The following is an 18,846-nucleotide window of genomic DNA, read 5'->3' as shown; positions in this document are numbered from 1 at the left end:
GAAAAGGCCTACGAGATGGGCTTCACCCACGCCGCCGTGGGCGCCATGGTGCGCTCCAGCTATCACGCGGACCAGCAAGCTGGTCAAGCCAAGATGCAGAAATGGCTGACGCCTGCTGGTCGGTCTGGCGGATGAAGGCCCCTGGCAGCGCTGTTCCGGCTTCGTGACCCTTGCATGTCCGCGAATGCCTCAACCGCTCATTCAACCCGCCTTCCCTGGCCGATCGGTTGAATACGAGATGGTCTCCATCGGACCGACCACCAGCATGCGCATGGAGAAATTCGAAAAGGCCTTCATCGAACAGACTGGTGTGAAGCCTGGGCATGCCCGAGACCCTGTGGGTCAACCGGGTCAGGGAGTTCGGCCCGCTGATCATCTCCATCGACACCAAGGGCAGGAACCTGATCGAGGAGAACAAGGCGGTCTTCAACGAAAAGAAGAAGCCCATTCTGGAGCGCATCAACCAGCAGGTGCGCTTCATCAAGTGAATTGACACTTGGCCCCCACAGCCGGCCATCGCTGCACCACCGGCCTGTGCCACATCGCGAAAGAGTCGCGCAAGGGGCGAGCAGCTGCTCGCTGGCGTGCTGCCCGCCCCCCTGAATCCATCGGTCAGGCGGAAAATTCGATGTGGGACTTCTCCTGGCGCTGCCTGCTGGCGGTCAGGCGGTTGGCCACGCTGATCACCGCCATGACCGATGCCGTCAGGATGTTGTGGCTCAGACCGATGCCGAAGGTGGATCCGGGAACGCCTTCAAGTGCGGCCTCGATGATCGCCAGCGCCTGCGCATTGGCGCCATGTCCCGTGGCTCGTTCCTCGTAGGTGTCCAGCCTGATCGGAAGCCCCAACGCATCCACGGTGGCCGCAATCGGCCCGTTGCCATGCCCGCGCAGGTGCTGCCGAACACCATCGACGATGACCTCCAGTTCAATGCCCTGTCCGCTGTCATCGAGTTTGTGTGCGACGTACCGGACGTCCGCCTGGTGGTCTTGCGCCGTTGCGTAGGTCGACTGGAACAGCCGCCAGAGTTCATCGGCTGTCGCTTCGGTTTCACTCTCGTCGGTCTGGCGCTGGACGACGGCGCTGAACTCGACCTGCATCCTGCGGGGCATGACCACGCCGTGTTCCCGCTCGAGCAGGAACGCGATGCCACCCTTGCCGGACTGGCTGTTGACCCGGATCACACTGTCGTAGGTTCTGCCCAGGTCGGCGGGATCAATCGGAAGGTACGGCACCTCCCAGATACCGGACGGGGCTTGAGCCGCAAACCCCTTCTTGATGGCGTCCTGGTGCGAGCCGGAAAACGCGGTGAACACCAGGTCACCCGCATAGGGGTGCCGGGGATGCACCGGGATCGAGGTGCATTCTTCTGCCACCCGGGCAATCGAGTTGATGTCAGAGAAATCCAGCCCCGGGTGGACGCCCTGGGTGTAGAGGTTCAGCGCCAGGGTCACGATGTCCACGTTGCCGCAGCGCTCGCCGTTGCCAAACAGGCAACCCTCCACGCGGTCCGCGCCTGCCATGACGGCGAACTCCGCAGCGGCGACACCGGTTCCCCGGTCGTTGTGGGGATGCACCGACAGGACGATGTGTTCGCGCGGCACCAGGTGCCGGTGCATCCACTCGATCTGGTCGGCAAAGACGTTGGGTGTGGCGTTTTCGACGGTGGTGGGCAGGTTGATGATGATGGGCCGGTCAGGACCGACACGCCATGCCGAGATCGCTGTCTGGCAGGCCTGGAGCGAGACCTCCAGCTCGGTCGAGCTGAAGGTCTCCGGCGAGTACTGCAGGGTCCACTGGGTTTCCGGGTGCTCGTCCGTGAGCGTCTTCAGGTAGCCCACGTGGTGCGAGATCAGATCCATCACCTGTGGAACGCTCATGCCGAAGACGATGCGGCGCCAGGCCGGGGCAGTGGCGTTGTAGACATGCACGATGGCACGGGGCGCCCCCTTCAGCGACTCGACTGTTCGGGCGATCAAGTCCTCGCGCGACTGGGTCATCACCATCAGCGTGACGTCGTCGGGCACGAGCCGCTCGTCGATGAGCTTTCTGACGAAATCGAAGTCGGTCTGCGATGCCGCGGGGAACCCGACCTCGATCTCCTTGAATCCGATCCGCACCAGTTCCATGAACAGACGCATCTTGCGTTCACCGTTCATGGGCTCGAACAGGGCCTGGTTGCCATCGCGCAGGTCGGTCGAGAGCCAGCGCGGTGCCTGGGTGATGATGCGGCCAGGCCAGGTGCGGTCGTTGAGGGAAACCGGCGGGAAGGCACGGTATTTGGTCGAAGGGTTTGAAATCATGAGGGGCTCCACGAACTTTGGCCTGTGCCGCAAGAAATGGCTTGGCTCAGGCCGGTGTCAAAACACAAAGGAGACGACAACCCCTGCAGCCCTTCGCATCAAGCGAAGGCTGGTTCGTGGGCCGGGGTCAGGGGGAAGTCGGTGGTGCGCTGACGGTGTCAGGCACGGGAGGCGAACGCAGGCAGACCCCGGCCAAGCACTAGGCTTAGCGATAGGGAGAGGGCGCGCGTGCGTTGCATAGCAGCGCACTATAGCCTGTTTGGGAAGATTGGTGCGCCCGCCCAGCGGGCCGCGCGGTGCCAGGAGTCGAAGGGCTTCAGTGCACGCAGTCCGGCCGGGACAGGTACATCGCAGCGCGTTCTTGATGCGTTCTTGATATCCGCACAACGAGTCTTTCCCCTGTCTTGACGCACCGCTACCTAGCATCGGCGGCATGTCTTGAACGGAGAACTCCATGGACTTCATCTACCTCGGTCTGGCCGCCGCATGCGGTCTCGCCATCTGGGGGCTGGCACTGGTTTGCCGGCTCCTGCAACCCGCCGGTGGGGGGCGCCCATGAATGGCTGGACCTTGCTGGCCGCACTGCTCGCGGGCGGCCTTCTGATCTACCTGGTGGCCGTGCTGCTGCGGCCGGAGGACTTTTCATGAACACCCTGGCATGGCTGCAACTCGCCGTCTTTCTCGCCTTGCTGTTCGCATTGGCCTGGCCACTGGCGCGCGCGATCGATGCCGTGATGGCGGGTCGCTTCGCTCTCGGTCGGCGCATCGAGGCGCCACTTTGGCGCCTGGCCGGTGTGCGGCCCGAGCGCGAATCAGGCTGGCTGCGTTACACGCTGGGCCTGCTGTTGTTCAACGCGCTGGGCCTGCTGGCGGTGTATGGGCTGCAGCGTCTGCAACATGTGCTGCCACTGAACCCGCAGGCCATGGGTGCCGTCACGGCCGACTCGGCCTTCAACACCGCCATCAGCTTCATGAGCAACACCAACTGGCAGGGCTATGGCGGCGAGACCACCATGAGCTACCTGACGCAGATGCTCGGCCTGGCGGTGCAGAACTTTCTTTCGGCCGCCACCGGCATCGTGGTGGTGATCGCTGTGGTGCGCGGCTTCTCTCGCCACTCGGCCCAGGCCATCGGCAACGTGTGGGTGGACCTCACGCGGATCACGCTGTGGGTGTTGCTGCCGCTGTCGCTGGTGCTGGCGCTGTTCTTTGCCGGCCAGGGGGTGGTCCAGAACCTCTCTCCCTACACTGAGGTGAAGACCCTGGAGACCGTGAGCTGGGAAACCAGCACCCCGACGACCGAAGGACCACCCGCGCAGACCGAAGCGCACAGCAGCTCCACGCAGACCCTGGCCATGGGGCCGGTGGCCTCGCAGCTGGCCGTCAAGATGCTGGGCACCAACGGCGGTGGTTTCTTCAACGCCAACTCGGCGCACCCGTTCGAGAATCCCACGCCGCTGTCCAACTTCGTGCAGATGCTCAGCATCTTCCTGATTCCTGCTGCACTGTGTTTCGTGTTCGGCCGCATGGTGGGTGACCCGCGCCAGGGGCGGGCGGTGCTTGTCGCAATGACGGTGCTGTTCATCGGCTTCGTGGTCGCCGCCACGCACTTCGAGCAGCAAGGCAACCCGGTGCTGGCCACGCTCGGTGCCGACCAGGCCGCCAGTGCCCTGCAGGCCGGCGGCAACATGGAAGGCAAGGAGGTGCGCTTCGGCATCAATGCGTCCAGCCTGTTCGCGGTGATCACCACCGCCGCGAGCTGCGGCGCCGTGATCGCCATGCACGACAGCTTCACGCCGCTGGGCGGCATGGTGCCGATGGTGCTGATGCAGCTGGGCGAGGTGGTGTTCGGCGGGGTCGGCGCGGGGCTCTACGGCATGCTGGTGTTTGCCATCATGGCGGTGTTCATCGCCGGCCTGATGATCGGGCGCACGCCGGCCTACCTGGGCAAGAAGATCGAGGCGCACGAAATGAAGATGGTGTCCATCGCCATCCTGACCACGCCCTTGCTGGTGCTCGTGGGCACGGCCGTGGCGGTGACGACCGACGCCGGTCGCGCCGGCATCCTGAACCCGGGCGCGCACGGATTCAGCGAGGTGCTGTACGCGCTGTCTTCGGCGGCCAACAACAACGGCAGCGCCTTCGCCGGCCTGTCGGCCAACACGCCGTTCTACAACGTGCTGCTGGGCCTGGCGATGGTGTTCGGCCGCTTCGGCGTGATCGTGCCGGTGCTGGCCATGGCTGGCTCGCTCGCAGCCAAGCAGCGCGCCACCGCCACCGACGGCACCCTGCCCACCCACGGTCCGCTGTTCGTGGCCCTGCTGATCGGCACGGTGTTGCTGGTCGGCCTGTTGAACTATGTGCCTGCGCTGGCGCTGGGCCCGGTGGCCGAGCACCTGATGCTGTGGGCCGGGAGATAAACATGAGTCGCCAGACACTTTCCCTCTTTGACCCCGCGCTGATGCGTCCGGCCCTGTTCGACGCGCTGCGCAAGCTCGATCCCCGCGTGCAGCGCCGCAACCCGGTGATGTTCGTGGTCTATGTGGGCAGCGCCTTCACCACCGCACTGGCCATCGCCCGGCCCGAGGGCTTCACCACCGCGGTGGCACTGTGGTTGTGGTTCACGGTGCTGTTCGCCAACTTCGCCGAAGCCATGGCCGAAGGCCGGAGCAAGGCCCAGGCCGCCAGCCTGCGGGGCCTCAAGAAGCAGACCTGGGCCAAGAAGCTTGAAGCAGGCCACGCGCGCGGCACGCCGCGCACCGCCATGCACTGGCATCCGCTGGAGGCCGACCACCTGCGCAGGGGCGATCTGGTGCTGATCGAAGCCGGCGACAACGTGCCCGCCGACGGCGAGGTGATCGACGGCGTGGCCTCGGTGGACGAGAGCGCCATCACCGGCGAGTCGGCCCCGGTGATCCGTGAATCGGGTGGCGACTTCAGTGCCGTGACCGGTGGCACGCGCGTGCTGTCGGACTGGGTCGTCGTGCGCGTCACGGTGAACCCGGGCGAGACCTTCGTGGACCGCATGATCGCCATGGTGGAAAACGCCAAACGCCAGAAGACGCCCAACGAGATTGCGCTGACCATCCTGCTGGTGGCGCTGACCATCGTGTTCCTCGGTGTGGTGGTCACGCTGCTGCCGTTCTCCACCTTTGGCGTGGCGGCCAGCGGGGCTGGCCAGCCGGTGAGCCTGGTGGTGCTGGTTGCCCTGCTGGTCTGCCTGATCCCCACCACGATTGCCGGCCTGCTCAGCGCCATTGGCGTGGCGGGCATGAGCCGGCTGATGCAGGCCAACGTGATCGCCACCTCGGGCCGCGCAGTGGAGGCCGCCGGGGACGTGGATGTGTTGCTGCTGGACAAGACCGGCACCATCACGCTCGGCAACCGCCAGGCCAGCGCCTTCATCCCGGCGCCGGGCGTGAAAGAGGCGGAGCTCGCCGACGCCGCACAACTCGCCTCGCTGGCCGACGAAACGCCCGAGGGTCGCAGCATCGTGGTGCTGGCCAAGCAGAAGTTCAACCTGCGCGAACGCGATGTGGCCGCGCTCGGCGCCACGTTCGTTCATTTCACGGCGCAGACCCGCATGAGCGGTGTCGATCTGCAGGGGCCGGACGGCAAGGGGCGCGCCGTGCGCAAGGGCGCGACCGATTCGATCCGCCGCCATGTCGAGGCGATGGGCGGCAACTTCCCCGCGGCACTGCAGACCGCCGTGGACGACGTGGCGCGCCGCGGCAGCACGCCGCTGGTGGTGGCCGACGGCACCCGGGTGCTGGGCGTGGTCGAACTGAAGGACATCGTCAAGGGTGGCATCAAGGAACGTTTTGCGGAACTGCGCCGCATGGGCATCCAGACCGTGATGGTGACGGGCGACAACCGCCTGACGGCGGCGGCCATCGCCGCCGAGGCGGGCGTGGACGACTTCCTCGCCGAGGCCACGCCCGAGGCCAAGCTCAGGCTGATCCGCGAGCACCAGGCACAGGGCCGGCTGGTGGCCATGACGGGAGACGGCACCAACGACGCGCCCGCGCTGGCCCAGGCCGACGTGGCAGTGGCCATGAACACCGGCACGCAGGCCGCCAAGGAGGCCGGCAACATGGTCGATCTGGACAGCAACCCGACCAAGCTGATCGAGATCGTCGAGACCGGCAAGCAGATGCTGATGACGCGCGGCGCGCTCACCACCTTCAGCATTGCCAACGACCTGGCCAAGTACTTCGCCATCGTGCCGGCGGCCTTCGTCGCCACCTACCCGCAGCTGTCCGCGCTGAATGTGATGCAGCTGGCCAGCCCGAACTCGGCCATCCTGTCGGCGGTGATCTTCAACGCGCTGATCATCGTGTTCCTGATTCCGCTGGCACTCAAGGGAGTGGCCTACCGCGCCGTCAGCGCCGCCGCGCTGCTGCGCCGCAACCTGGCCATCTACGGCCTGGGCGGTGTGGTCGTGCCCTTCATCGGCATCAAGGTGATCGACCTGCTGATTTCCGCCGCCGGCTTCGCTTGAACCTTTCCGAGGTAATGCCATGAACCACCCGATTCAAACCACCGCCCCTGAGCCCGACGACAAGAGCCCGTTGCTGCGTCCGGCCCTGGTGCTGTTCGTCGTGCTGAGCCTGCTCACCGGCCTGCTGTACCCGTTGCTGGTCACCGGCGTGGCGCAGGCGGCATTTCCGCACCAGGCCAACGGCAGCCTGATCCAGCGCGACGGCCAGACGGTCGGTTCCAAACTCATCGGCCAGCCGTTCTCCCAGCCCGGCCACTTGTGGAGCCGTCCCTCGGCGACCGCTCCCATGGCCTACAACGCCGCGGCGTCTGGCGGCTCCAATTTAGGCCCCGGCCACCCGGCGCTGGCCGAAGCGGTGCAGGCGCGCATTGGTGCGCTGCGAGCGGCCGACCCCGCCAACACCGCGCCGGTGCCGGTGGACCTGGTCACCGCCTCCGCCAGCGGCCTGGACCCCCACATCAGTCTGGCCGCGGCGCGTTACCAGGTGGCGCGGGTGGCGCGCGTGCGTGGCCTCCCGGCCGAGCAGGTGAACGCCCTGGTGGACCAGCACACCGAGGGCGCGTGGCTCGGTTTCATGGGGGAAGCGCGCGTGAACGTGCTGGCACTGAACCTGGCGCTGGACGCCCAGGCCAGGCCCTGAGCGGTGCCGGGCGACAATGGCCGTGCCCATGACCGAGCCTGCCCGCCCCGACCCAGACACCCTGCTTGCCCGGGTGCAGCAGGAGGAAGCGCGTGCGCGACGCGGTTGCCTCAAGATTTTTTTTGGTGCCTCGGCCGGCGTGGGCAAAACCTACGCCATGCTGGCCGCCGCCCGCACGGCCCACGCGCAAGGCACGCCGGTGACCATCGGCGTGGTCGAAACACACAGCCGGCCCGACACCGAAGCGCTGGCGCGCGATATGCCGCGCCTGCCGCTTCGGTCCGTGGCCTACCGGGGCCACCAGCTGCACGAATTCGACCTCGACGCGGCGCTCGCCTTCGGTGCACAACACGAGCAGGCGCTGGTGCTGCTCGACGAGCTGGCTCACAGCAATGTGGCTGGCTCACGCCACCCCAAGCGCTGGCAGGACGCCGAAGAGCTGCTGGCCGCCGGCATCGACGTCTGGTCGACGATGAACGTGCAGCACCTGGAGAGCCTGAACGACATCGTCAGCGGCATCACAGGCATCCGCGTCTGGGAGACCGTACCCGACCGCCTGTTTGACGAAGCCGACGAGGTGGTGGTGGTCGATCTGCCGCCGGACGAACTGCTGGAACGCCTGAAGGCCGGCAAGGTCTACCTGCCTCGCGACGGCGACAACCGCGCCGAACGGGCGGCCGCCCACTTCTTCCGCAAGGGCAACCTGCTGGCGCTGCGCGAGCTGGCGCTGCGCCGCACCGCCGACCGGGTGGACGGCGAGATGCGCGCCTACCGCCAGGGCAGTGCGGACAAACCGGTGTGGCCCAACCGCGAGGCCCTGCTGGCCGCCGTGGGTCCGGGCGTCCGGGGCGAAAAGGTGGTGCGCAGCACCGCACGCATGGCGGCCCAGATCGATGTGCCCTGGCACGCGGTGCATGTGGAAACACCGGGGCGCCCTCTGGGCGAGGCCGCGCAGCGCACGTTGCGACTCGCTGAGTCGCTGGGTGCGACCACCGCCACGCTCTCGTCACCTGACGCCGCCACGGCCCTGGTGCGCTATGCGCGCGAACACAACCTGGTCCGGCTGGTGCTCGGGCGCCGCGCGCGCCGGTGGCCCTGGCCGCGCAGCGTGGCGGATCGCATCGGCGCTCAGGCCGACGACCTCGATCTGGTGCAGGTGGGGCAGCCCGCCAACGCCGAACGTCGGCCCTCCACGGCGCCCGAGGAGCACGCAGAGGGGCACTGGCGCGGCTACCTGTGGGCCGCCACCGTCTGCGGCGCCACCGCCTTTCTGGCGACGCCGTTGCTGCGCGTGCTGGAACTCAGCAACATCGTCATGCTGTTCTTGCTGACCGTGGTGGGGGTGGGCCTGGTGTTTGGCCGGGGACCGGCGGTGCTGGCCGCTTTCCTGGGCGTGGGCCTGTTCGACTTTTTCTTCGTGCCGCCTCGCTTCACTTTTGCTGTGAGCGACGTGCAATACCTGGTCACCTTCGCCGTCATGTTGGTGGTGGCGCTGGTGGTGGGCCAGCTCACTGCGGGCCTGAAGCAGCAGGCCGAAGCGGCCACCCAGCGCGAACACCGTGTGCGCAGTCTGTACGACATGTCGCGTGACCTTTCCGCCGCGTTGATGACCTCGCAGGTGGCCGAGATCGGAGCGCGCTTTCTCACCGGAGAGTTCGGCGCGCGTTCAGCCCTGCTCGTGGCCGACGAACAGGACCGATTGCAGACGGTGGAAGGCGCCACCGCACCAGTGGACACCGCCGTGGCCCAATGGGCCTTCGACCGGGGCGAGGAGGCCGGGCGCGGCACCGATTCCCTGCCCGCCAGCACCTGCCTGGTTCTGCCGCTGAAGGCTCCGATGCGCGTGCGCGGCGTGCTCGTGATCGAGCCACCGGGACCGCGCCCCTGGGGACTGGAACAGCGCCGCCTGCTGCAGACCTGCGCCTCGCTGCTGGCGATTTCGCTGGAACGCATCCACTACATCGATGTGGCGCAGAGCAGCACGGTGCAGATCGAATCCGAACGCCTGCGCAACTCGCTGCTCTCTGCGATCTCGCACGATCTGCGCACGCCATTGACGTCCATGGTCGGGTTGGCCGATGCGCTGGAGCTCACGCCACCCGGCCTGAGCGAGGCGCAGCGCGAGGTGACCAGTGCCATGCGGCAGTCTGCCCGGCGCATGAGCGCGCTGGTGAACAACCTGCTGGACATGGCCCGCCTGCAGGCCGGTGCCGTACGGCTCAACCTCGCATGGCAGCCGTTGGAAGAGGTGGTGGGCAGTGCACTGGCCGCCTGCGGCGGCCTGCTGGCCGGGCGCGACATCCGCGTGGACCTGTCAGACGGGTTGCCGCTGCTGCACCTGGACGCCGTGCTGATCGAGCGCGTGCTGGTGAACCTGCTGGAGAATGCCGGCAAGTACACCCCGGCCGTCAGCGCCATCCACATCGCGGCCCGCGTTCGCAGCGACTCCGTGGTGCTCACGCTGGACGACCACGGACCCGGATTGCCAAGGGGCCGCGAAGAACGGGTCTTCGAGAAGTTCGAACGCGGCCAGCGGGAAAGCGCCACCCCGGGGGTGGGTCTGGGGCTGGCGATCTGTCGCGCCATCGTGGAGGCCCACGGTGGCACGATCGAGGGGTACAACCGCGAGGCGGAAGGTGTCGTGCAAGGCGCCCGTTTCGACATCACCCTGCCTTGCGGCACGCCGCCGTCCGACCTGGGAACGGCCGCTTCCGAAGACGAACTTCACGCACCATGAACCCACCCGGCAGCCAGATTCTCATCGTCGAAGACGATGCCCAGATCCGCCGTTTCGTGCGACTCACCCTGGAGGCCGAGGGCCACACGGTGCATGAGGCCGAGACCTGTCAGCGGGGCCTGATCGAGGCCGGCACGCGGCGTCCCGACCTGGTGGTACTTGATCTGGGACTGCCAGACGGCGACGGCGTGGAGCTCATCCGCGAGCTGCGGCAATGGTCCGCCATCCCGGTGATCGTGCTCTCGGCCCGCAGCGCCGAAGGAAACAAGATTGCGGCCCTCGACGCCGGCGCCGACGACTACCTGGTGAAGCCGTTCGGCTCCGGCGAACTCAGCGCGCGCGTGCGCGCCCAGCTGCGCCGCCACCAGCAGCGGACGCCGGCCGGCGAGCCGCTGATCGCGTTCGGCGACATCCGCATCGACCTCGTGCGCCGCGTGGTGGAGCGCGCGGGCGAGACGCTGCACCTCACCCCCATCGAATACAAGCTGCTGACGCACCTGGCCTCGCAGCCCGACCGCGTGATCACACACGCCCAACTGCTCAAGGCCGTGTGGGGGCCCGGGCACCAGGAAGACATGCACTACGTGCGCGTCCACATGGCCAACCTGCGCAAGAAGGTCGAGGACCAGCCGTCGATGCCCAGGCACCTGATCACCGAAACAGGGATCGGCTACCGCTTCAAATGCTGAATGTGACTATTTGGTGCCAGGAGGAGACCATGTCCACTCCGGCGGCGTGGCGCCCTCGTTGCAGCTCTCCGGCCCGGCGACGGGCAGCCAGACCCGGAACGCGGTGCCCACCCCGGGTGCCGTTCGGACCTCGATCAACCCCCGGTGCTTCTGCACGATGGAGAACGACATCGACAGGCCCAGGCCGGTGCCTTTGCCGACGGCCTTGGTGGTGAAGAAGGGCTCGAAGATGCGGCGCTTGACGTCCGGCGGCATGCCGCAGCCGTTGTCCTCGATCTGCACCCAGACCCAGGGACCATCGACGCCGGTTGCGATGGTGATCGTGCCTTTTTCCGGGATGGCGTGGGCCGCGTTGACGATCAGGTTCATGAAGACCTGGTTGAGCTGTGCCGCCAGGCAATGCACCAGCGGGATGTCGCCCAGCCGCCGGACCACCTCGGCCTTGTACTTCACTTCGTTGCGCACCACGTTGAGGGTGGACTCCAGTCCTCGGTTGAGGTCGGCCTCCTGCCACTCCGAATGATCGACGCGTGAGAAGTCCTTGAGGTCCTGAACGATCCGCTTGACGCGTTCCAGACCATCCATGCACTCGTCGAGCAGGACCGGTACGTCCTCGCGCAGAAACTCGATCTCGTGTTGCTTCAGGATTTGCCCGACGGTCTGTGTCAGCGGCTCGTGCCCGTGTTGCCTGACCGCTTCGTCCAGGGCGGCCTCGGCGGCCAGGAGGCTTTGGGTGTAGCTCTTCAGTGTGTTGACGTTGGAGTTGACGAATCCGATCGGGTTGTTGATTTCGTGCGCCACGCCGGCGGCCAGTTGCCCGATGGAGGCCAGCTTGTCCTGCTGCAGCAGCTGGTTCTGCGCCTCCTCAAGCTTGTGGTTGGTCTCGTTGAGTTCCTCGATCCGGTGCTGAAGCTGGCCTTGTGCGTGGAGGATCTCCGAGCGGTCCTGCATCATCCACCAGGTGCCGCGGGAGGGATCGTCGGGGTCGGTCACGTGCGCGTCGACCTGGACCCAGATGTTTTTTCCTGTCTTGTGCCGCATCCACATCTCTGTGTGCACGGGAAGACCCAGCGAAAGCAGCGGACCTGCGATTGCCCCGAAGGCCCTGTACTCGTCTTCGGTCCGGTAGAAGTCCTGGCCGAGCATGCCCAGCATGTCCGCGCTGCGGTAACCGAACATGGCGCCCATGGCCGGGTTGGCCTTCCGGATCACGCCTTCGACCGTGCACGCCACGGCGATGGGAGAGTTGGACACGAACAGCTCCAGCTCCCTGGCCGAGGCGGCCAGTTCGGCCGATCGCTGGCGCACCCGCTCTTCGAGTTCCTCACGGTGGCGGCGCAGCTCGTCTTCCGAATTGCGTCGGGCGGTCACGTCCTGCAGGGTTTCAATCGCGCCAATGATTTCGCCCTGGGTGTTGCGCAGCGGCGCCGCGGTGAAGAACAGCCACATGCCCCCGTTGCCGAAGTGAGGAAAGAAACCCTCCACCTCGATTCCTCCGGCGATCACCGCGGAGCGTTGCATCTGATCGCCGTACAGGACTTTGAACGCATCCTCGCTGGCCTGGTCGACCACGAGGTCGGCCAGCAGCGGGCGTTCGCTGGTGTAGAAGGCGCGCCAGCCATCGGTCGTTCCCAGCACCTTGGTCCGGTGCACGCCGGTCATCTTCTCGCAGGCGGTGTTCCAGTGCGTGACGCGGTGGTTCTGGTCGATGACGAACGACGCCACGGACGCCCCGTCGATGGTCTGGCGCAACATCTCCGCCATGCCCAGCAGACTGCTTTGCACGTGCATGACGTCGCTCAGGTCCACACAGGTGACCAGGACGCAGCGGCGCTGGGCCACCCGGATCGGCTTGAGGTGCAATTCGACCGGGCGCTGACCGCCGTAGGACGTGGTGATGTGGGTGTCGATGGCCGGTGGCAGATCGTTGCCTTCCAGGCACCGGTTGAGCGCGTCGATCCAACGGGAAAGGCCCTCGTGGTCCAGGCAGGTGTCGAACGCCATGCCCGCGAGTTCGCGCCGCGTGCGTCCGGTCAGCCGGCCCAGTGCGTCGTTGGCGATCCAGACGTGACGCCCGCGCACGAGGGCCACAGGCACCGAAAAGGCACCCACGATCTCTTCGGCCAGCGACACCGCGGCTGCATCATCCATCACTGGGTCCACGTTCGGTCCTTTGGAGAAAGACGAGGTCGCTCAGGCGTTCACGGATTCCCGGCGTATCCACAGGGACATCTGCACCCCTTGGCGGGTGGCGTAGCTGGTCACCTGCCGCACGATCTTCTCGTCGAACACATAACCCGCAGCCAGCAACACCGCACCGGTGCTGGAGACCAGGTCGCGCGCGAGCACCGTGCCGACCTGCAGATCGCGCACATCGATCTGCACATCGCTCCTGGCGGCCGACTCCATCCGGGTCCAGACCTTGATCAGCGTCTCGACCACGCGCCGGTCGTAGCGCGTGTCTGCTCCCGTGAAGACGAGCTGGCAGGCGCTCTCCGCATCGTGGCGCTGGTCGCCCAGAGAGCCGTGTTGCAACTGGTCCAGATCGCTGGCCGCGGCCACGATCTTGGCGCCGATGCAGATGTCCGCGCCCGACAGTCCATCGGGGAAGCCTTTGCCATCGATCCGTTCGTGGTGCTGGCGAACGATGCGTGCGACCGCGCCAAGATGCTGGAAGGACATCAGGGCGGTTTCACCGTCCAGCGGGTGGCGGTGGTGGCGCTGCATTTCCTTGGGGCTGTAGGCGGACACCGCCTTGGTGAGCATGGCGTCGGGATAGCCGTTTTTGCCGATGTCGTGCACCAGGGCGGCCAGGTAGATGTCCCGGGTTTCCCGTTCCGAAAGCCCCAGTTCTCTGGCGACCTCGCGGCTCATCTCGGCCACCCGGCTCGAATGCCCGGATTCGTTGTGGCGCAGGTCGATCAGGTTGGAAAGCACCCGAAAGGAGGCATGGAGGGAGTCGTCCAGGTCCTGGTACGAGGCTTCGAGCATGTCGTTGATCTGCGAGAGTTCCGCCGTTCTGGCGGCCACCCGGTTTTCCAGCTGGGCGTTGGCATCGCGCAGCAGGAGGTTCTGTTCCTCGGTCAGGCGTGCCAGGCGGGCGTTCTCCCGTTCGAGCTGGCGACGGCCCAGGGCGTCCCTGACCGCCAGCAGAAGTTCCTGGTCGTCCCAGGGTTTGGCCAGGTAGCGGTGGATCGAGCCCTGGTTGATGGCTGCGATGGTCGACTCCATGTCGGAGTAGCCGGTGAGCAGCACGCGCATGATCCTCGGGTCGTGTTCCTTGACCAGTTCCAGGAAGCGGGCGCCGTCCATCTCCGGCATGCGCATGTCGGAGATGACCAGATCGACCTCATGGGCCTTGAGCAGATCCAGTCCCTCCCGGCCGGAGGTGGCCTGCAGGGTGGTGATGCCGTTGAGGCGCAGCAGGCGCCGGAGCGCATTCAGGATCGAAGGTTCATCGTCCACCGTCAGAACGATGGGCGGCGCATTCGGTACTGCGCTGCCGGGTGCGGTCGTGTTCTTGTGTTCCTCCCTGGAACACCCAGGCGCCTTGGCGCTTGAGTCCCACCCGGCAGCGTCGCTTGCGGCGGCTCGCTCCGGGGGTGTCGGTTCTTTGTTCATGTCTGCCACAGCCGATTGGGGAGCCGATGAGGGGTGGTCGAAGCGTCTCACAGAGAGGGAAGTCGAAAGCTCCCTGTTTATCGGCAAAGGGTGGTGCAGATTCAGTCGCTCAATGTGCCAAATAGCACTGTTTCGGGCTGCCAGATTCCCGGTTGGGTCCCGCTCTGGCGGCACACGTCCGGCACCGGCGTGCCGCCGTCGGCCCTTCGCTGTTTGACCTGTCGGGGTATCCCGGGGAACGTGGGCTACTGCCTGAACAGCTCGATCACCAGGGCGCGTGCCCAGCGAAGGAAGGGATCGTGCTCGTGCCGCCGTCCCCAGTGCAGCGATACCGTGAAATCCTGCTGGGGCAGGTCGGCGTCCAGCAGATGAAACTCCTCGCGGGGCTCGAACTCCTGCGCAATCGCCTTGGGGATCACCACCGCCAGGTCGGTTGAGCGCACGATCGCTGGCAAGGCCAGGAAGCTCGACGCCCTCAGCCGGATGCGCTCTTCCATCTGGAGCACGCTGAGGATGCGCTGGGTCTCGCTGTGCGAGCGCACGGTGACGAAGTCGAAGCGGCTCAGGGCGCGGGTGGAAATGCCACCCCTGCTGCGGCCCCGGATCAGCGGGTGCCCAGTCTTGACCATCAGCACATACCGGTCCTTGAGCAGTTCGGTCTTCTGCGTGCCCTGGGTCTGGGGCAGAAAGCCGATGGCCAGATGCAGGTCACCGTTGTGCAGGGCTTCGGCGATGTCCTTCTGCGGCCAGGGGCTGGACAGCACCTGCACACCGGGCGCCCGGGACTGCAGCGCCTGCACCAGCCGGGGCAGGAAGCGCATCTCGCCGATGTCGGTCAGGTGGATCCGGAGTTCCGCCCGGCTGGTCTGCGGGTGGAACGCATCGGGCTCGCGCAGCCCTTCTTCGAGCAGGGCGAGCCCTGCCTGGACCGAACGGGCCAGCCGGTCTGCGCGTTCGGTGGGTTTCACACCGCCCGCCGTGCGCTCGAACAGCGGGTCCCGCAGTTCGATGCGCAACCGGCTCAGCGCCTGGCTGCACGCGGGCTGCGACATGCCCAGCCGTTCGGCCGCCTTGCTGATGCTGCGCGCGGCGTAGATCGCGTCGAAGACGCGGAGCAGGTTCAGGTCCATGCCAAATTATAAGAATCAGGCATGTTACTTAGTAGGCTTATCTAATTGGCGAATTGGGCCAAGGCGCCCACACTGCAGGCGTTTTCAGACGAGGAAGCCCATGAAGCGCAAGAACGCAAAAGAGACAAGCCGACCGGCCCGGCGCCCCACCGTGCGCGAGGCGGTGCACCAGTGGATGCGCGACGTGGGCATCGACACCGTGTTCGGCAACCCCGGCTCGACGGAGCTGCCGATGTTCCGCGACTTCCCCGCGGACTTCCGCTACGTCCTGGGCCTGCAGGAGTCGGTGGTGGTGGGCATGGCCGACGGCTACGCGCAGGCGACCCGCAACGCGGCCCTGGTGAACCTGCATTCGGCGGCGGGCGTGGGGCACGCGATGGGCAACATCTTCACCGCCTTCAAGAACCAGACGCCGCTCATCGTCACCGCCGGCCAACAGGCACGCTCGATCCTGCCGTTCGACCCGTTCCTGTTCGCGGCGCAGGCCACCGATCTGCCCAAGCCCTACGTCAAGTGGGCCTGCGAGCCGGCGCGCGCCGAAGACGTGCCACTGGCGCTGGCCCGGGCCTACCACCTGGCCATGCAGCCGCCCTGCGGCCCGGTGTTCGTGTCGATCCCCGCCGACGACTGGGACCGGACCACCGACTGGGTGACGCCCCGCACGGTGACCCGGTCCATCGCGCCGGACCCGGTGGCCCTGCGCGCCGTGGCCAAGGCCTTGCAGAAGGCGAAACGCCCGGCCATCGTCGCGGGCGCGGGCGTGGACCGCGACGGCGCGGTGGACCTGCTGGTGGGCCTGGCCGAACAGCACCGCGCGGCGGTCTACACGGCCCCCATGAGCGCGCGCTGCGGCTTCCCGGAACAGCACGCGCTGTTCGGCGGCTTCCTGCCGGCCATGCGCGAGCGCATCGTCGCCACGCTCGCACCGCACGACCTGGTGCTGGTGCTCGGCGCGCCGGCGTTTTCGTACCACGTCGAAGGCCAGGGGCCGCACGTGCCCGAGGGCACCACGCTCTGGCAGATCGTGGACGACCCGCACACGGCGGCCTGGACGCCCGGCGGAAACAGCGTGGTCGCCAGTCTGGATCTGGCCATCGCCGCCCTCGTCGAGGGCACGACGCCCGTCCAGCGCCGCGCACCGCCCCGGCGCCCGGCCCCCCGCCCCGAGGAGGCCGGCCAGCCGATGAGCGTGGCTTACGTGCTGCAGGCGCTGGACCAGGCTCGGGGTGCCCAGGACGTGGTGGTCGAGGAGGCGCCGGGCTCGCGCGGCGTGATGCAGCAGCACTTGCCCATGGGCGGCGCGGACAGCTTCTACACCATGGCCAGCGGCGGTCTCGGCTTCGGCATGCCGGCGGCGGTGGGCGTCGCGCTGGGACGCCAGAAGCACAAGCTCAAGGGCCGCACCATCGCGCTCATGGGCGACGGGTCGAGCATGTATTCGATCCAGGCGCTGTACGCCGCCTCGCAACTGAACCTGCCCCTCACCTTCGTCATCCTCAACAACCGGCGCTACGCCGCGCTGCAGGACTTTGCTCCGGTGTTCGGCTATGCCAAGGGCGACAAGCCCGCCGGCACCGATCTGCCCCACCTCGATTTCGTGGCGCTGGCCGAAGGGCAGGGCGTTCCGGCCTGCCGTGTCGAGCGACCGGAAAACCTCGCCCAGAGTCTGGAGGCCGCCCTGGCGGCGAGGGGGCCGTACCTCATCGAGCTCGTCGTCAGCTGAGCGCCGACGCTTTCATTCAACACACCCATCCACAGGAGACAAGACATGACCACCATCCACATGCTCATCAACGGAGAAGCCGTGCGGGCGCAAAGCGGCGCAAGCTTTAACCGCTCCAACCCGCTGGACGGCCAGGTCGCCACCACCGCACCCGCCGCGTCCGTGCAGGATGCGGTCGCCGCGGTCGAGGCCGCTGCCGCGGCCTTCCCAGCCTGGTCCGCGACCTCGCCCGGCGAACGCCGAGCCCTGCTGCTCAAGGCGGCCCACGCGCTGGAGGCCAAGGCGGCCGAGTTCACCGCCGCCATGGCCGCCGAGATCGGCGCCTCCGGCCTCTGGGCCGGCTTCAACGTGCACCTGGCGGCCGACATGCTGGTCGAAGCCGCGGCGCTGACGACCCAGATCAACGGCCAGGTCATCCCGTCCAACGTGCCGGGCAGCCTGGCCATGGCCACGCGCCAGGCCGCCGGCGTGGTGCTGGGCATGGCGCCCTGGAACGCCCCGGTGATCCTGGGTGTGCGCGCCGTGGCCGTGCCGCTGGCCTGCGGCAACACCGTGGTCCTCAAGGGCAGCGAGCTGTGCCCCGCAACCCACGGCCTGATCATCCAGGCGCTGCAGGAAGCAGGCCTGCCCAAGGGTGTCGTCAACTTCGTGACCAACGCCCCGGCCGACGCGGCCCAGGTGGTGGAAGCCATGATCGCCCACCCGGCGGTCAAGCGGGTGAACTTCACCGGCTCCACCCACGTCGGCCGCATCATCGCCACCAAGTGCGCCGCCCATCTCAAGGCGTCCGTGCTGGAGCTGGGCGGCAAGGCGCCGCTGCTGGTGCTGGACGATGCCGACCTGGACGCCGCCGTCAACGGCGCCGCCTTCGGCGCCTTTGCCAACTCGGGGCAGATCTGCATGTCCACCGAACGCATCGTGGTCGATGCCAAGGTGGCCGATGCCTTCGTCGCGAAGCTTGCCGCCAAGGCCCAGGCGCTGCCGCTGGGCGACCCCCGCCAGGGGCCGGTGGTGCTGGGTTCGGTGGTGGACATGTCCACCGTCAGGCGGGTCAACGAACTGATCGACGATGCCCTGGCCAAAGGGGCCAGGCTGGTCTGCGGCGGCAAGGCCGAGAACACCCTGATGCCGGCCACGCTGCTGGACCACGTGACGCGCGAGATGCGCATCTACAGCGAAGAGACCTTCGCCCCGGTCAAGGCCATCGTGCGCGTGGACGGCGAAGAGGCGGCCATCGCCTGCGCCAACGACAACGCCTTCGGGTTGTCTTCCGCGGTCTTCACCGCCGACACCGCGCGCGGCTGGCGCGTGGCGCAGCGCATCGAGTCGGGCATCTGCCACGTCAACGGCCCCACCGTGCACGACGAGGCGCAGATGCCGTTCGGCGGCGTCAAGGCCAGCGGCTGGGGGCGCTTCGGCGGCCAGGCCGGCATCGAGGCCTTCACCGACCTGCGCTGGATCACGCTGCAGACCACGCCGCGCCACTACCCGTTCTGAGCGC

Annotated in this window: 12 protein-coding genes and 1 pseudogene; 9 read left to right on the top strand and 4 right to left on the bottom strand. The window is 67.3% G+C overall.

The annotated features are described in order from the left end of the window. Positions 1-229: 229 nt before the first annotated feature. Positions 230-488, top strand: a pseudogene (locus RCO38_RS20145) (L(+)-tartrate dehydratase subunit beta); the annotation flags it as partial. A gap of 124 nt (positions 489-612) precedes the next feature. On the opposite strand, the gene leuA reads toward RCO38_RS20145, so the two are convergent. Further along, positions 613-2,304 (bottom strand): 2-isopropylmalate synthase, encoded by a 1,692-nt coding sequence (leuA, locus tag RCO38_RS20140; RefSeq protein ID WP_308330220.1) that lies wholly within the window; start codon positions 2,302-2,304, stop codon positions 613-615. Between the two features lie 555 nt (positions 2,305-2,859). On the opposite strand from leuA, the gene kdpF reads away from it, so the two are divergent. From kdpF to kdpE, 6 genes are read left to right on the top strand one after another with little or no spacing between them, the layout of a single operon-like run. Then, positions 2,860-2,952, top strand: a complete 93-nt coding sequence (gene kdpF, locus RCO38_RS20135) for a K(+)-transporting ATPase subunit F (protein ID WP_226465762.1) — start codon at positions 2,860-2,862, stop codon at positions 2,950-2,952. After that, entirely contained in the window at positions 2,949-4,724 is a 1,776-nt protein-coding gene (gene kdpA, locus RCO38_RS20130) for a potassium-transporting ATPase subunit KdpA (RefSeq protein WP_308330219.1), read from the top strand. Before kdpF ends, kdpA begins: the two co-directional genes overlap by 4 nt. A 2-nt stretch (positions 4,725-4,726) precedes the next feature. Next, on the top strand, positions 4,727-6,805 hold the full coding sequence (gene kdpB, locus RCO38_RS20125; RefSeq protein WP_308330218.1) for a potassium-transporting ATPase subunit KdpB: 2,079 nt from the start codon (positions 4,727-4,729) through the stop codon (positions 6,803-6,805). 19 nt (positions 6,806-6,824) lie between these two features. Next, entirely contained in the window at positions 6,825-7,445 is a 621-nt protein-coding gene (kdpC, locus tag RCO38_RS20120) for a potassium-transporting ATPase subunit KdpC (protein WP_308330217.1), read from the top strand. 28 nt (positions 7,446-7,473) lie between these two features. Further along, positions 7,474-10,182, top strand: a complete 2,709-nt coding sequence (locus RCO38_RS20115) for a DUF4118 domain-containing protein (RefSeq protein ID WP_308330216.1) — start codon at positions 7,474-7,476, stop codon at positions 10,180-10,182. After that, a complete protein-coding gene (gene kdpE, locus RCO38_RS20110) occupies positions 10,179-10,871 on the top strand; it encodes a two-component system response regulator KdpE (protein ID WP_308330215.1) in 693 nt (230 codons plus the stop codon). Before RCO38_RS20115 ends, kdpE begins: the two co-directional genes overlap by 4 nt. A gap of 6 nt (positions 10,872-10,877) precedes the next feature. Here the strand turns inward: kdpE and RCO38_RS20105 are convergent, their stop codons facing one another. The 3 genes from RCO38_RS20105 to RCO38_RS20095 all read right to left on the bottom strand — a co-directional run bounded on the left by RCO38_RS20105 (position 10,878) and on the right by RCO38_RS20095 (position 15,622). Continuing rightward, complete coding sequence (locus RCO38_RS20105; RefSeq protein WP_308330214.1) at positions 10,878-13,022, bottom strand: PAS domain S-box protein; 2,145 nt, start codon at positions 13,020-13,022, stop codon at positions 10,878-10,880. A 42-nt stretch (positions 13,023-13,064) separates the two neighbouring features. Further along, positions 13,065-14,336 carry an HD domain-containing phosphohydrolase gene (locus tag RCO38_RS20100; RefSeq protein ID WP_308330213.1) on the bottom strand — a complete coding sequence of 424 codons (1,272 nt, stop codon included), beginning with the start codon at positions 14,334-14,336 and terminating at the stop codon, positions 13,065-13,067. Between the two features lie 401 nt (positions 14,337-14,737). Further along, complete coding sequence (locus tag RCO38_RS20095; protein WP_308330212.1) at positions 14,738-15,622, bottom strand: LysR family transcriptional regulator; 885 nt, start codon at positions 15,620-15,622, stop codon at positions 14,738-14,740. A gap of 100 nt (positions 15,623-15,722) precedes the next feature. Between RCO38_RS20095 and mdlC the strand changes: the two genes are divergently transcribed. Both mdlC and RCO38_RS20085 read left to right on the top strand, forming a co-directional pair. After that, positions 15,723-17,345: a benzoylformate decarboxylase gene (gene mdlC, locus RCO38_RS20090; protein WP_308330211.1), complete on the top strand. Its 1,623-nt coding sequence runs from the start codon at positions 15,723-15,725 to the stop codon at positions 17,343-17,345. Positions 17,346-17,390: 45 nt separating this feature from the next. After that, positions 17,391-18,842, top strand: a complete 1,452-nt coding sequence (locus RCO38_RS20085) for an aldehyde dehydrogenase family protein (RefSeq protein WP_308330210.1) — start codon at positions 17,391-17,393, stop codon at positions 18,840-18,842. Positions 18,843-18,846 lie beyond the last annotated feature (4 nt).

The sequence above is a fragment of the Hydrogenophaga pseudoflava genome (assembly GCF_031020795.1).
GTDB classification, from domain to species: domain Bacteria; phylum Pseudomonadota; class Gammaproteobacteria; order Burkholderiales; family Burkholderiaceae_C; genus Hydrogenophaga; species Hydrogenophaga pseudoflava_A.
Note: the sequence above shows the minus strand (reverse complement) of the source record. Positions and strands in the feature narration are given on the sequence as shown.